This window comes from Nocardioides marinisabuli, assembly GCF_013466785.1.
Classification (GTDB): Bacteria; Actinomycetota; Actinomycetes; order Propionibacteriales; family Nocardioidaceae; genus Nocardioides; species Nocardioides marinisabuli.
Map to the genome: position 1 here is coordinate 3,436,248 of NZ_CP059163.1, position 13,290 is coordinate 3,449,537.

Genomic DNA, 13,290 nt, shown 5'->3' on the forward strand with positions numbered 1-13,290 from the left:
GATGACCTTGCACCACGTACGACGCGGCACGGGCGCGCCGCTGCTCCTCGTCCACGGGCTCGGCGCGGGCTGGCGCTCGTGGGAGCCGATCATCGACGCGTTGGCGGCCGAGCGCGAGGTGATCGCGGTGGACCTGCCCGGCTTCGGCCAGAGCCCGCCCCTCGCCGCGCTGTCCATCGCCAAGCTCGCCGACGCCGTCGCCGACTTCATCGAGGAGCAGGGGCTCGGCGAGGTCGCGACGACGGGACAGTCGATGGGCGCGCGGATCGTGCTCGAGCTGTCTCGCCGCGGCGTCGGGGGTGACACCGTGGCCCTCGACCCGGGCGGCTTCTGGACCGATCGCGAGCTGGCGCTCTTCGGCGCCACGCTGCGGCCCTCGATCGCCCTGGTCCGCGCCCTGCGCGGGGCGCTGCCCTCCCTGCTCGCCACCCGCGTCGGCCGGACCGCCTTCCTGGCGCAGCTCTCCGCGCGGCCCTGGGCGTTGGACGCCGACACCGTGCTGCCCGACGTGCTGGGGCTGGCCGACGCCCCGTCGACCGACGCGGCCCTGGACGCCCTCACCAAGGGACCCAAGCAGGAGGGCGCGCCCGCGGGGACCGTCCCCGGCCTGGTCACGATCGGCTGGGGCCGCCGCGACCGGGTCACCCTGCCGCGTCAGGCCGAGCGCGCCGTCCGTGCCTTCCCCGACGCCGAGCTGCACTGGTTCGAGAAGTGCGGGCACTTCCCGCAGTGGGACGCGCCCGACGAGGCGGTCCGGCTGATCCTCGACCGCACCTCCTGAGGGTCCCGGCCCAGCGCGCCCGCGCCCTCGCGCCGGGAGTCGCAGAAACCGATGCGTCGATCGCCTCCCGTGCTGGATACGATCGCGCGGTCAGCCCACCCGGGCCCCACCACGAACGGAGCACCCCGTGTCCGACCTCAAGATCACCCTCGTCCACGCCGGTGAGCGTGAGGTGCGGGAGGTCACGACGGGCACCAAGGCGTGGGAGCTCTTCGCCGACGACCCGGCCGTGATCGTGGCCCGCGTGGGCGGTGAGTTGAAGGACCTGGCCCACGAGCTGTCCGACGGCGACGAGGTCGAGGGCGTGCTCATCGACAGCCCCGACGGCCGCGACGTGCTGCGCCACTCGACCGCGCACGTGCTGGCCCAGGCCGTCCAGGACCTCTTCCCCGACGCCCGGCTCGGCATCGGCCCGCCGGTCGTCGACGGGTTCTACTACGACTTCGACGTCGAGACCCCCTTCGTGCCCGAGGACCTGGCCAAGATCGAGACGCGGATGCGCAAGATCATCAAGGAGGGCCAGAAGTTCTCGCGTCGCGTCACCACCGACGCCGACGCCCTCGCCGAGCTGGCCCACGAGCCCTACAAGGTCGAGCTCATCGGGCTCAAGGGCTCGGGCAACGCCGAGGAGGCCGCCGAGGGCGCCTCCGCCGAGGTCGGCGCCGGCGAGCTGACGATCTACGACAACCTCGACCGCAAGGGCGAGACCGCCTGGTCCGACCTGTGCCGCGGCCCCCACCTGCCCACCACCAAGCGCATCCCGGCCTTCAAGCTGATGCGCTCCGCGGCGGCGTACTGGCGCGGCGACGAGAAGAACAAGCAGCTGCAGCGCATCTACGGCACCGCGTGGGAGTCCAAGGAGGCCCTCGAGGAGCACCTGCACCGCATCGAGGAGGCCGAGCGGCGCGACCACCGCAAGCTCGGGCGCGACCTCGACCTCTTCAGCTTCCCCGACGAGATCGGCTCCGGCCTGCCCGTCTTCCACCCCAAGGGCGGGGTGATCAAGCGGGAGATGGAGGACTACGTCCGCCGCCGGCACATCGAGGAGGGGTTCGAGTACGTCGGCACCCCGCACATCGCCAAGGAGGGGCTCTTCCACACCTCCGGGCACCTGCCCTACTACGGCGAGGGGATGTTCCCCGCGCTCGACGTCGACGGCATGGACTACCGCCTCAAGGCGATGAACTGCCCGATGCACAACCTCATCTACCGCTCGCGGCAGCGCTCCTACCGCGAGCTGCCGCTGCGGCTCTTCGAGTTCGGCAGCGTCTACCGCCACGAGAAGTCCGGCGTCGTGCACGGGCTGACCCGGGTGCGCGGCTTCGCCCAGGACGACTCGCACTCCTACGTCACCGCCGAGCAGGCGCCCGACGAGATCCGCCACCTGCTCGACTTCGTGCTCGGGCTGCTGCGCGACTTCGGGCTCGACGACTTCTACCTCGAGCTGTCGACCCGCGACGCCTCGAAGGACAAGTTCATCGGCTCCGACGAGGACTGGGAGGTCGCGACCAAGGTGCTCGAGGACGTCTGCGTCGGCACCGGCCTCGAGCTGGTCCCCGACCCGGGCGGCGCGGCGTACTACGGCCCCAAGGTCTCGGTGCAGGCGCGCGACGCCATCGGCCGCACCTGGCAGATGTCGACGATCCAGTACGACTTCAACCAGCCCTCGGCCGAGCGGTTCGCGCTCGAGTACGTCGCCCCCGACGGCAGCCGCCAGCAGCCGGTGATGATCCACTCCGCCAAGTTCGGCTCCATCGAGCGGTTCATGGGCGTGCTCGTCGAGCACTACGCCGGCGCCTTCCCTCCGTGGCTGGCCCCGGTGCAGGTGCAGGCGATCCCGATCGCGGAGCGGCACGCCGACTACCTGCACGACGTGGCGAGGCGGATGAAGCCGCTGGGCCTGCGGGTCGAGGTCGACGACTCCGACGACCGGATGCAGAAGAAGATCCGCAACGCGCAGCTGCAGAAGGTGCCGTTCATGATGATCGCCGGCGACGACGACATCGCCGCCGGGGCCGTCTCGTTCCGCTACCGCGACGGCCGCCAGGACAACGGGGTGCCGCTCGAGGAGGCCATCGAGCGGGTGCGCGCCGCCGTGGAGTCGCGCGAGCAGGTCTGAGCCGGTGAGGCGCGCGCCCCGCACCGCGGCGGGTCTGGCCCCGGGACTCCTCCTGGGGCTGGTCCTCGCCGCCTGCGGCGGCGTCGCCGAGCCGCCCGCCGACCCGGCGCCCGACGCGCGGCCCGAGCGCTCGCAGCCGGCCGAGGAGCTGACGGTCCCCGACGTCCCCGACGACCTCGAGGAGCAGGCCGAGCGTGCCGCCATGTCCGACCTGGCTGCGCTGGCCGAGCAGAAGGCCGCCGAGCTCCCGCCCGGGCTGCGGGCCCCCGTCGAGGGCGGCGACATCAGCTGGCCGCAGTGCCCGCGCGGCCAGGGCATCCCCGAGCGGCGCACCCTGGGGCTGCCGATGCCGCTCGACTCGGCCCGCTTCGTGGTGATGGGCCTGACCAACGGCCCGGCCTTCTTCCCCAACCCCTGCCTGGCCGACCAGGTCGCCTGGGTGCGCGAGCGCGGCCTGCTCGCCGGCGCCTACGCGGTGGCCAGCTACCCCGACGCCGAGACCCTCGAGGAGCTCGGCGGGCGCGGGCCCTACCCGACCGACGACCCCGACGACCCGTACGCCGCCCAGCGCAACGTCGGCTACCAGCAGGCGCTCTTCAACATCACCACGATGCGCGACGCCGGGCTCCCGGCGCCGTTGATCTGGATCGACGTCGAGCCGGTGCGCGACTGGGAGTGGACCGACGACCTGGCCGCCAACGCCGCCGTCGTCGAGGGCCTGCGCAACGGCCTGGTCGAGAAGGGCTACCGGATCGGCATCTACTCCACCGCATACCTGTGGAGCCAGGCCGTCGGCGACCTGACGCTGGGCGACGTGCCCGAGTGGCGGGCCGCCGGGCCGACCTCGCGCGCCGAGGCGCTGCGCCGCTGCGGGGCGTCGTACGTCGTGCAGGGCGGCAGCGCGGCCATCGGCCAGTGGGTCGAGGACGACCGCGACCTCAACGTGACCTGCCCGGGCACCGACACGGAGGCGCCGACCTGGTTCCACGCCTTCTGAGGGTCGCCCCGAGGGGCGTCTGCGACATCGTGTCGCGCTAACTATTTACACCGACACGGTGTCTCACTAACCTCGGAGCATGACCGTTCTCCGAAGCGACGCCACCCCCACCTACGAGCAGCGGCTGCGCACCCTCTCCGAGGCCTCGGTCCACCAGCACTTCGACGCCTTCCTCGACATCGACTGGGACGCCCCCGAGAACACCGTCGACCCCGAGGACCCCCGCTGGGTGCTGCCCAGCCACGACGTGATGGGGCGCACCGAGTGGTACCGCTCGCTGCCGCTGGAGCACCAGGTGCGGATCGGGCTCTACCACCAGGCCCGGATCACCAAGGTCGGCCTGCAGTTCGAGCAGATCCTCATCAGCGGCCTGATGAACTACGCCTTCAGCCGCCCCAACGGCTCCGCGGAGTTCCGCTACGCGACCCACGAGGCGACCGAGGAGTGCCACCACACGCAGATGTTCCAGGAGTTCGTGAACCGCACCGGCGTGGACGCGCGGGGCGGCTCCCGGTTCTTCCGGGCGATGGCGCCCGTCCTGCCGCTCGCCGCGCGCTGGGTGCCCTTCGGCTTCTTCTTCGGGGTGCTGGCCGGCGAGGAGCCGATCGACCACGTGCAGAAGTCGGTGCTGCGCGCCGGCGACGACATGCACCCGCTGCTGCGCCGCATCATGCAGATCCACGTCGCCGAGGAGGCCCGCCACATCGGCTTCGCCCACCAGTACCTCCAGCACAACGCCGAGCGCCTCTCCCGCGTCGAGCGGGGGGTCATCTCGGTCGCGGTGCCCGTGCTGATGAAGTGGCTGTGCAACGAGATCCTCGTGCCGAGCCGCAGCGTGCGCCGCGAGCTGGCGATCCCCGACGACGTGGCCGCGGAGGTCTACTGGGACTCCCCGGAGTCGCAGAAGTTCCTGCGCGACCTCTTCGGCGACGTGCGGATGCTCGCCGACGAGACCGGGATGCGCCGCAACCGGGTCGCCCGCTGGCTGTGGCGGCGCATGGACATCGACGGCCGCCCCTCGCGCTTCCGCGGCGAGCCTGCCTCCGCCGCGGCCTGAACGGGGAGCACCGTGCCCTACGTCGTCACCCGCTCCTGCTGCGCCGACGCCTCGTGCGTGGTGGCGTGCCCGGTCAACTGCATCCACCCGGCGCCGGGGGAGCCCGGCTTCGCGACCGCCGAGATGCTGTACGTCGACCCCGACGGGTGTGTCGACTGCGGAGCGTGCGCCACGGCCTGCCCGGTCGACGCGATCAAGCCGCACACCGCGCTCGGTGACGACGAGCTGGCCTACCTCGACATCAACGCCGGCTACTTCGACGTCTTCCCGCACCCCGACCGCACCCCCGTGGCGGTGGTGCCGCCGCAGCGACGCCTGCGCCAGCCGCGCCCCGTGCGGGTCGCGGTGGTCGGGGCCGGCCCCGCCGGTCTGTACGCCGCCGACGAGCTGCTCAAGCACCCCGAAGTCAGCGTCGACGTGCTCGAGCGGCTGCCGACGCCGTACGGCCTGGTGCGCGCCGGCGTGGCGCCGGACCACCAGGACACCAAGCGGGCCCAGCAGCTGTTCGCGCAGATCGAGACCGAGCGGGGCTTCCGCTACCGCCTGGGCGTCGACGTCGGGCGCGACGTGAGCGCGGCCGAGCTGCAGGAGCGCTACGACGCCGTGGTGTGGAGCGTCGGGGCGGCGACCGACCGGTCCCTGGGCCTGCCGGGGGAGCAGCTGCCGGGCTCGCTCTCGGCGACCGAGCTCGTGGGTTGGTACAACGGGCACCCCGACCACCAGGACCACGCCGTCGACCTGTCGGCCACGGGCGCCCGCGCGGTCGTCGTCGGCAACGGCAACGTTGCCCTCGACGTGGCCCGGGTGCTCACCACCGACCCCGACGTGCTGCGCACCACCGACGTCGCCGGTCTGGCCTGGGCCGCGCTGGCCGGCAGCGCGGTGCGCGAGGTCGTGGTGCTGGGCCGCCGCAGCGCCGCCCACGCGGCGTACACCCTGCCCGAGCTGCTGGGCCTGGCCGCGCTGGCCGAGGCGGGCCGCCTGAACGTCGTGGTCGACGACGGGGGAGCCGGGCTGGGCGACGACCGGCGGGCCGAGGTGCTCGCGCGCCTGGCCGCGCGGGAGCCCGACCCGTCGCTGCGCACCGTCGTGCTGCGCTTCTGCGCCGCCCCCGTGCGGCTGCTTGGCGAGGAGCGGGTCACCGGCCTCGAGGTGGTGCGCACCGACGCCGACGCGCGCCCGACCGGGCAGAGCGAGGTGGTCGCGACCGGGCTGGTGCTGCGCTCGATCGGCTACCGCTGCGAGCCGGTGCCGGGCCTGCCGTTCGACGAGACCAGCGGCACCGTGCCCCACGACGGCGGCCGGGTCGTCCCCGGCACCTACGTCGCCGGCTGGCTCAAGCGCGGTCCCTCCGGCTTCATCGGCACCAACAAGACTTGCTCGGCCGAGACCGTCGCGTCGCTGCTCGACGACCTCGACGCCGGGCTCGTCCCCCCGCCCGCCGTCGACGCCGAGGGGCCCGACGGCCTGTCCGCCCTGCTCGCCGCGCGCGGGGTGGTCGAGCTCGACCGGGACGACTGGCGCGCCATCGACGCCGAGGAGCGGCGCCGCGGTGCCGCGACCGGGAGGGTGCGCGCCAAGATCGTCGAGCGCGAGGAGCTGCTGCGCGTCGCCCTCGAGGCCCGCGGTGCCGACGGGTACGCTCCGGCCCGGAAGGCGGGCGACGGCGAGAGGGGGGCACGATGGCGGACGACCCGACGTCGCGCCCCGACGGCCGCCAGGCCCGCTGGGACCGGCACAACCAGGAGCGCCGCCAGCGCATCCTCGACGCAGCGCTGAGCGTCGTCGAGGCCGGTGAGCCGGGCGCCGAGGTGCACGTGCAGCAGATCGCCGACGAGGCGGGGCTGAGCCGCACCGTGGTCTACCGCCACTTCGCCGACCGCGCCGACCTCGACCGGGCCGTGCAGGCCGAGATCGTCGACGCGCTCTACGCCCAGCTGCTGCCCGAGGTGACCCTCGAGGGCACCATCCCGCAGATCGTCGAGCGGATCGTGGCGACGTACGTCAGCTGGGCGGTCGCCCACCCCGCGCTGCACCGCCTGGCCGAGCAGGACTCCTCGACCAACGGCCCGGGCCCCCTGACCCACGGCATCGAGCGGATCGCGCTGGCGGTCTCCGAGCTGATCACCACCGCGCTCGAGCTGCTCGACGTCGAGCTCGACGAGGAGGTCCGGCCCGCGGTCGACCCGCTGGTCTTCGGTCTCGTCGGCGCGGTCTTCAGCGCCGTACGTCGCTGGATGGCGCGCGAGGAGCGGGAGCCGTCGGCCGAGCTCATGGTCTCCCTGGTCACCGACTCGGTCTGGTACCTGGTCAAGGGGCACGCGCGCATGCTCGGGGTGCACCTCGAGCACGACCAGGAGATCCAGGCGCTGCTCGCACAGCCGCGGGCGGCGCGCCGGGGCTGACCCCCCGCGAGGTCCCCAGAAGAGGGCATCCCGCGACCCTTGCCGCCCCCGGTGCCCGGGAGGAGAGTCGGAGGGGAGCGGCCGTGCCGCTGGGGCGCGCTCGCGGAGGAGGGAGCACGTCATGCACGCACGATCCACGACCATCACCGGAGACCCGGGGGCCGTCGACGCCACCGTCGAGTTCGTCCGCGACGAGGTGATGCCGATGCTGACCGGGATGGACGGCTGCGTCGGGATGTCCCTGGTCGCCGACCGCGACCTGGGCAGGATCATCGCCACCAGCTCGTGGCGCGACCTCGAGGCCCTGCACGCCAGCGACCAGGCGCTGGGCCCGATGCGTGCCGAGGGCGGCAAGATCCTCGGCGGCAGCCCGCACGTGGAGGAGTGGGAGGTGGCGGTGATGCACCGCGACCACCCCACCGCGCCGGGGGCCTGGTGCCGCATCACCTGGGCCCGCCCCGGCGACCTCGACATGCTGGTCGGTGCCTGGAAGGAGCAGATGCTGCCGCGCATCGAGGCGATGCCGGGGTTCGCCGGCGCGAGCCTGATGACCCACGAGGAGTCCCGGCGGGCCTGCGGCACCGTCGCCTTCGACTCCCGCGAGTCGATGCTGGAGACCCGGGAGGACGCCGCCCGGCTGCGTGAGCACGCCGTGATCCACCTCGACACCGAGATCCTCGACCTGGCCGAGATGAGCCTGGAGATCGCCCACCTGCGGGTCCCCGAGCTGGTCTGAGGCGACGCTCCTAGGATCGGTGGGTGACTGACGAGACCCTGCGCCAGGACGGCATCGGCCACCCCGACGACCTCGACCGGCTGTGGACCCCGCACCGGATGGCCTACATCCGTGGCGAGAACAAGCCGGCCGACGGCTCGTCGGGGGAGTGCCCCTTCTGCCGGGTGCCACGTCTCGACGACGCCGAGGGCCTGGTGGTCCGGCGCGGCGAGCTGGCGTTCGTGCTGCTCAACCTCTACCCCTACGCGCCCGGGCACCTCATGGTCTGCCCCTACCGCCACATCGCCGACTACACCGAGACCACCGACGAGGAGGCCGCCGAGATCGCCGACCTGACGCGCGCGGCGATGCGCACCGTGCGTGCCACGTCGGGCGCCGGCGGCTTCAACATCGGGATGAACCAGGGCCACGTCGCGGGCGCCGGCATCGCCGCCCACCTGCACCAGCACGTCGTACCGCGCTGGCCCGGGGACCAGAACTTCATGCCGATCATCGGGCGCACCAAGACGCTGCCCGAGCTGCTGGGCCAGACCCGTGACCTGCTGGCGCAGGCCTGGGCCTGACCCTCAGGCGGTCGCGAGCACCCGGTGCGGGTGGGCCGGGGAGCGGTCCTGGAAGGCGAGGATGGCCGGGTTCACCACCTGGCCGTCCCGGATCTCGATGGCTCGCGAGATGGTCTCGTCCGCGTCCCACCCGTCGGGCCCCGAGAGCACCGTGCGCAGGAACGGGGTGAGCGCCTGGCTGTTCTCCCAGGTCGCCGACTCCCACAGGTAGGACGGGCTGTGGTCGACCGCGTAGTAGGTGACGTGGTCGCCGACCTCGAACGTGGGCGACTCGAAGCTCGTCGGCCGCGCCCAGTCGAACCCCATGCCCTCGTCGCAGGAGACGTCGACGACGACGCTGCCGCGGCGGAAGGCGCCCAGGTCCGACTCCGTCAGGTACATCCACGGCGCTGCGGGGTCCTGCAGGGTGCAGTTGACCGTGATGTCCCGCTCGGCCAGGAAGTCCGCCAGCGGTTCGCGACCCCTCTCGGTGATCACGCCCAACGACGGGTCCTGACCGTCCGGGTCGAGGTGACGGATCTGGACGGAGTGGATCGGGGACCCCACCGCTGCGACGTCCCGGCTCGTCAGCACCGTCACGTCGTGCACCCCGAGCGCGTTCAGGGCGGTGACCGCGCCCCGGGCGGTCGCCCCGAAGCCGATGACCGTGGCCGACAGGCGGCGTCCGTAGAGGCCGGTGCGCCCGACCAGCCGGAGGGCGTGGACCACGGAGCAGTAGCCCGCGAGCTCGTTGTTCTTGTGGAAGACGTGCAGCCCCACGCCCCCGGTGCGGGTCCAGTGGTTCATGGCCTCGAAGGCGATGAGGGTGAGGCCGCGGTCGATGGCCACCTGCGTCAGCTCCGGGTCCTGCACGCAGTGGGGCCAGCCCCACAGCACGCCTCCGGGGCGCAGCGCGCGCACGTCGGCGATCTGCGGCTTGGGCAGCAGCACCACGTCGGACGTGGCCAGGATCTCCGCCCGAGGTGCCAGGGCGGCCACGAGGTCGACGAGCTCGGTGTCGGGGACGCCGAAGCGCTCGCCGTACCCGGTCTCCAGCGTGATGCGCTCGCGCAGGTCTGCGTCGAGCCCGGCGATGAGCATCGGGTGCAGGGGCAGGCGGAGCTCGTTCTCCTTGGCCGAACCGGCCACGACGCCGAGCGTGAGGAGGGGCGCAGGGCCCGTCATCGGCGCCTGTCGGTCGGCTTCACGATCGGGTCGGCGATGGTCGAGGAGGGCTTGTCCCGCTTCTCGGCCCGCTTCTCCTTGATCGACTTGGTGGACTTGGGGGACTTGCCGTGCCGCGGCGACTTGTCGCTCATGTGCGGACTCCCTGATGGCGGGCCTGGATGGCCCGATCCCTCGACTGTACGCCTGTTCCGGCGCACCCGACGCCACGCCGCGACGCAGGACCGATAGCCTTCGCCCACCATGTTGGACAGGTTCAAAGGCTTTTGGCAGGGCGTCGTGCTCGCCCCCTTCGTCACGCTCTTCATCAGGCTGGGCATCAGCCCCGACGCGGTGACCCTCGTCGGCACCCTCGGGGTGGCCGCGGGCGCGCTCATCTTCTTCCCCCAGGGCGAGCTGCTGATCGGTGTCCTCTTCATCACCGCCTTCGTCTTCAGCGACCTCGTCGACGGCCAGATGGCACGCCGGCTGGGCCGCTCCTCGAAGTTCGGCGCGTTCTGGGACTCCACGCTCGACCGGATCGGCGACGGCGCCGTCTTCGGCGGCCTGGTCCTCTACTTCGCCGGCCCCGGCGACTCGATGCTCTACCTCTCGCTGTCGCTCTACTGCGTGGTGATGGGCTCGGTCACCTCCTACGCCCGGGCCCGCGCCGAGTCGCTGGGCATGGACGCCAAGGGCGGGATCGCCGAGCGCGCCGACCGGCTGGTGCTGATCCTGGTCGCCACCGGCCTGGGTGCGATCTTCGGCGTGCCGGTGCTGATGTACGCCGCCCTGTGGATCCTCGCCGTGGCCAACACCGCGACCGTGGTCTACCGGGTCGACAAGGTGCGCAAGCAGGCCGTGGCGGCCGACGCCGCCGCGGGTGCCCAGGGCCCGACGCAGAATCGGTCGGCTGGGTAAACGCCCGTAGAATCGGGGGTATGACGCAGACGCCCCAGCAGCCCACCAGCGACCAGCCCACGACCGGCACCGACCGGGTCAAGCGCGGCATGGCCGAGATGCTGAAGGGCGGCGTGATCATGGACGTCGTGACCGCCGAGCAGGCGAAGATCGCCGAGGACGCCGGAGCCGTCGCGGTGATGGCCCTCGAGCGCGTGCCCGCCGACATCCGGGCCCAGGGCGGCGTCTCGCGCGCCTCCGACCCCGACATGATCGACTCGATCATCGAGGCCGTCTCGATCCCGGTCATGGCCAAGGCCCGCATCGGCCACTTCGTCGAGGCGCAGGTGCTGCAGAGCCTCGGTGTCGACTACGTCGACGAGTCCGAGGTGCTCACCCCGGCCGACTACGCCAACCACATCGACAAGTGGCAGTTCACCGTGCCCTTCGTCTGCGGTGCGACCAACCTCGGCGAGGCGCTGCGCCGCATCACCGAGGGCGCGGCGATGATCCGCTCCAAGGGCGAGGCCGGCACCGGCGACGTGTCCAACGCCGTCACCCACATGCGCACCATCCTCGGCGAGATCCGCCGGCTCTCGGCGATGTCGAAGGACGAGCTCTACGTCGCCGCCAAGGAGCTGCAGGCGCCGTACGAGCTGGTGGCCGAGGTCGCCGAGCGCGGCAGCCTGCCCGTCGTCCTCTTCACCGCCGGCGGCATCGCCACCCCCGCGGACGCCGCGATGATGATGCAGCTCGGCGCCGACGGCGTCTTCGTCGGCTCGGGCATCTTCAAGTCGGGCAACCCCGCCCAGCGCGCCGAGGCGATCGTCAAGGCCACCACCTTCCACGACGACCCGGCGATGGTCGCCAAGGTCTCGCGCGGCCTGGGCGAGGCGATGGTCGGCCTCAACGTCGACGAGATCCCCGCTCCGCACCGCCTCTCCGAGCGCGGCTGGTGACCCGGCCCGAATCTCCCGCTGACCCGGCGCAGATCTCGCGCTGACCCGGCGCAGATCTCGCGCTGAGCCGGCACAGATCTCTCCTCGACCGGTCGGTGGTGCGCCACCGACCGGTCGGTGGGTCATTTGTGACTGCTCGATGGTGCAGAAGTGACCGCTCGGCCCTCACCTGAGCTCGGGGCAGTCCAGCTGTTCGCGGTCGGCGGCGCCCAGGGCGTCGTAGTCGCCGACCAGGTCGAGGACCCGGTCCCGGGCGTCGAGGTAGGCGCGGAAGTCGTACTGGTCCTGGGCCCACCACAGCTGCGGCTCGCCGCCGTTGTCGATGGTGTACTCGCCCGACGGCTCACCCATCTGCTCCACCACGGAAGCGCGGTCGGCGCCCACCTCGAGGTCGCACCACACGCGCACCCAGCGCTGCGGGGCGTCGGGGAGCGCCCCCTCGGTGGCCTCGACGCGTGACTCGGTGCTCAGCACCCGCCACTGCGCACGGTGGTAGACCAGCTGCGCCGTCTCCGACCCGCCCTCGAAGCGGGCGGCGACCGTCGCCTTCTCGCCCGTGTCCTGGGTGGTCTCGACCTCGACCGGGACGACCTCGCGCAGCGGGTCCTCCCACAGCAGCGCGACGAACCCCGTGCACGGGTCACCGAGCTCGGCGCGGTCGAGCAGGATCGCCTCGTAGCGCAGCGCGATCGTCAGCTCCGGGTGGTGCCGCTCGCACGCCGCCTCCGCGTCCTGCGACTCGAGCGCCGCGAGCCAGGCCAGGTACGCCGCCTGCGGCTCGTCGGCGGCCTCGACCGCCGGCCCGGAGCCGGTCGGGCTGGTCGAGCCGGTCGAGGTGCTGCTCATGAGGCCACGTGGCTCGTCCTGGGACGAGGTGCCGTCGTCGCCGCAGGCGCCGGTGAGCAGTACCGCCACGGCGAGGACGCCGGTCAACCGGGAGCTGGGCATGGGTCCACTCTGCCACCGGCCCCGGACCGGTGGGGGAGGGTCCCTAGACTCCGCCCGTGCCCGCTGCGAACCCACCCACGATCGGCGTCCTGGCCCTCCAGGGCGACGTGCGCGAGCACGTCGCCGCTCTCGAGCTGCTCGGCTGCGCGACGCTGCGCGTACGCCGCCCCGAGGAGCTCGCGGCCTGCGACGCCCTGGTGCTGCCCGGGGGCGAGAGCACCACGATGGCGCGGCTGGCCCGCACCTTCGGGCTCATGGAGCCGCTGCGCGAGGCGGTCGCCGCCGGGCTGCCGGTGCTCGGCACCTGCGCCGGGATGATCCTGCTCGCCGACCGGGTCGTCGACGGCGCGGAGGGCCAGGAGACCCTCGGCGGCATCGACATGACGGTGCGGCGCAACGCCTTCGGGCGCCAGGTCGCCTCCTTCGAGGGACCGGTCGAGATGGCCGGGCTCGACGAGCCGGTGCACGGCGTCTTCATCCGCGCCCCCTGGGTCGAGGAGGTCGGCCCCGGGGTCGAGGTGCTCGCCCGTGTCGACCACGGCGAGGCCGCAGGTAGGATCGTCGCGGTCCGTGAGGGCCACCTGATGGCGACGTCGTTCCACCCCGAGGTGGGGGGCGACTCCCGGGTCCACCAGCTGCTCGTGGACCTGGTGCGGCCACGCAGCAGAGCCGAGTAGACGGG

General features: G+C 72.8%; 14 protein-coding genes. 11 read left to right on the forward strand and 3 right to left on the reverse strand.

Going from position 1 to position 13,290, the window contains the following annotated elements; all coding sequences use genetic code 11:
• Position 1: 1 nt before the first annotated feature.
• The 8 genes from H0S66_RS16485 to H0S66_RS16520 all read left to right on the forward strand — a co-directional run bounded on the left by H0S66_RS16485 (position 2) and on the right by H0S66_RS16520 (position 8,658).
• Positions 2-781, forward strand: a complete 780-nt coding sequence (locus H0S66_RS16485; protein ID WP_179616335.1) for an alpha/beta fold hydrolase — start codon at positions 2-4, stop codon at positions 779-781.
• Positions 782-908: 127 nt separating this feature from the next.
• A complete protein-coding gene (gene thrS / locus H0S66_RS16490) occupies positions 909-2,900 on the forward strand; it encodes a threonine--tRNA ligase (RefSeq protein ID WP_179616336.1) in 1,992 nt (663 codons plus the stop codon).
• Between the two features lie 4 nt (positions 2,901-2,904).
• Positions 2,905-3,897 (forward strand): glycoside hydrolase family 25 domain-containing protein, encoded by a 993-nt coding sequence (locus H0S66_RS16495; protein ID WP_258016957.1) that lies wholly within the window; start codon positions 2,905-2,907, stop codon positions 3,895-3,897.
• 79 nt (positions 3,898-3,976) lie between these two features.
• Entirely contained in the window at positions 3,977-4,954 is a 978-nt protein-coding gene (locus tag H0S66_RS16500) for an AurF N-oxygenase family protein (RefSeq protein ID WP_179616337.1), read from the forward strand.
• Between the two features lie 12 nt (positions 4,955-4,966).
• Positions 4,967-6,733, forward strand: coding sequence for an FAD-dependent oxidoreductase (locus tag H0S66_RS16505; protein WP_179616338.1), 1,767 nt, complete (start codon positions 4,967-4,969; stop codon positions 6,731-6,733).
• Positions 6,637-7,359 (forward strand): TetR/AcrR family transcriptional regulator, encoded by a 723-nt coding sequence (locus H0S66_RS16510; RefSeq protein WP_179616339.1) that lies wholly within the window; start codon positions 6,637-6,639, stop codon positions 7,357-7,359. Before H0S66_RS16505 ends, H0S66_RS16510 begins: the two co-directional genes overlap by 97 nt.
• 121 nt (positions 7,360-7,480) lie before the next feature.
• Positions 7,481-8,095, forward strand: a complete 615-nt coding sequence (locus H0S66_RS16515) for an antibiotic biosynthesis monooxygenase (RefSeq protein WP_179616340.1) — start codon at positions 7,481-7,483, stop codon at positions 8,093-8,095.
• Between the two features lie 23 nt (positions 8,096-8,118).
• The gene (locus H0S66_RS16520; protein ID WP_258016958.1) at positions 8,119-8,658 is read left to right on the forward strand and encodes an HIT family protein; all 540 of its coding nucleotides are present in this window, start codon (positions 8,119-8,121) and stop codon (positions 8,656-8,658) included.
• A gap of 3 nt (positions 8,659-8,661) precedes the next feature.
• Here H0S66_RS16520 and H0S66_RS16525 read toward each other — a convergent pair whose 3' ends face one another.
• Together H0S66_RS16525 and H0S66_RS16530 are read right to left on the reverse strand one after the other, a co-directional pair.
• Positions 8,662-9,786 (reverse strand): N(5)-(carboxyethyl)ornithine synthase, encoded by a 1,125-nt coding sequence (locus H0S66_RS16525; protein ID WP_258016959.1) that lies wholly within the window; start codon positions 9,784-9,786, stop codon positions 8,662-8,664.
• A gap of 32 nt (positions 9,787-9,818) precedes the next feature.
• Positions 9,819-9,956 (reverse strand): hypothetical protein, encoded by a 138-nt coding sequence (locus tag H0S66_RS16530; protein WP_179616342.1) that lies wholly within the window; start codon positions 9,954-9,956, stop codon positions 9,819-9,821.
• Between the two features lie 109 nt (positions 9,957-10,065).
• On the opposite strand from H0S66_RS16530, the gene pgsA reads away from it, so the two are divergent.
• Entirely contained in the window at positions 10,066-10,722 is a 657-nt protein-coding gene (gene pgsA, locus H0S66_RS16535) for a phosphatidylinositol phosphate synthase (protein ID WP_179616343.1), read from the forward strand.
• A gap of 20 nt (positions 10,723-10,742) precedes the next feature.
• On the forward strand, positions 10,743-11,660 hold the full coding sequence (pdxS, locus tag H0S66_RS16540; protein WP_179616344.1) for a pyridoxal 5'-phosphate synthase lyase subunit PdxS: 918 nt from the start codon (positions 10,743-10,745) through the stop codon (positions 11,658-11,660).
• A 165-nt stretch (positions 11,661-11,825) separates the two neighbouring features.
• Here the strand turns inward: pdxS and H0S66_RS16545 are convergent, their stop codons facing one another.
• On the reverse strand, positions 11,826-12,608 hold the full coding sequence (locus H0S66_RS16545) for a hypothetical protein (protein WP_179616345.1): 783 nt from the start codon (positions 12,606-12,608) through the stop codon (positions 11,826-11,828).
• A gap of 56 nt (positions 12,609-12,664) precedes the next feature.
• Between H0S66_RS16545 and pdxT the strand changes: the two genes are divergently transcribed.
• The gene (gene pdxT, locus H0S66_RS16550) at positions 12,665-13,285 is read left to right on the forward strand and encodes a pyridoxal 5'-phosphate synthase glutaminase subunit PdxT (RefSeq protein ID WP_179616346.1); all 621 of its coding nucleotides are present in this window, start codon (positions 12,665-12,667) and stop codon (positions 13,283-13,285) included.
• Positions 13,286-13,290: the final 5 nt, after the last annotated feature.

Coding starts and splice junctions, on each gene's coding strand:
- H0S66_RS16485 (WP_179616335.1), top strand. CDS start 2: ATGACCTTGCACCACGTACGACGCGGCACGGGCGCGCCGCTGCTCCTC.
- H0S66_RS16500 (WP_179616337.1), top strand. CDS start 3,977: ATGACCGTTCTCCGAAGCGACGCCACCCCCACCTACGAGCAGCGGCTG.
- H0S66_RS16510 (WP_179616339.1), top strand. CDS start 6,637: ATGGCGGACGACCCGACGTCGCGCCCCGACGGCCGCCAGGCCCGCTGG.
- H0S66_RS16515 (WP_179616340.1), top strand. CDS start 7,481: ATGCACGCACGATCCACGACCATCACCGGAGACCCGGGGGCCGTCGAC.
- H0S66_RS16530 (WP_179616342.1), bottom strand. CDS start 9,956: ATGAGCGACAAGTCGCCGCGGCACGGCAAGTCCCCCAAGTCCACCAAG.
- pgsA (WP_179616343.1), top strand. CDS start 10,066: ATGTTGGACAGGTTCAAAGGCTTTTGGCAGGGCGTCGTGCTCGCCCCC.
- pdxS (WP_179616344.1), top strand. CDS start 10,743: ATGACGCAGACGCCCCAGCAGCCCACCAGCGACCAGCCCACGACCGGC.
- H0S66_RS16545 (WP_179616345.1), bottom strand. CDS start 12,608: ATGCCCAGCTCCCGGTTGACCGGCGTCCTCGCCGTGGCGGTACTGCTC.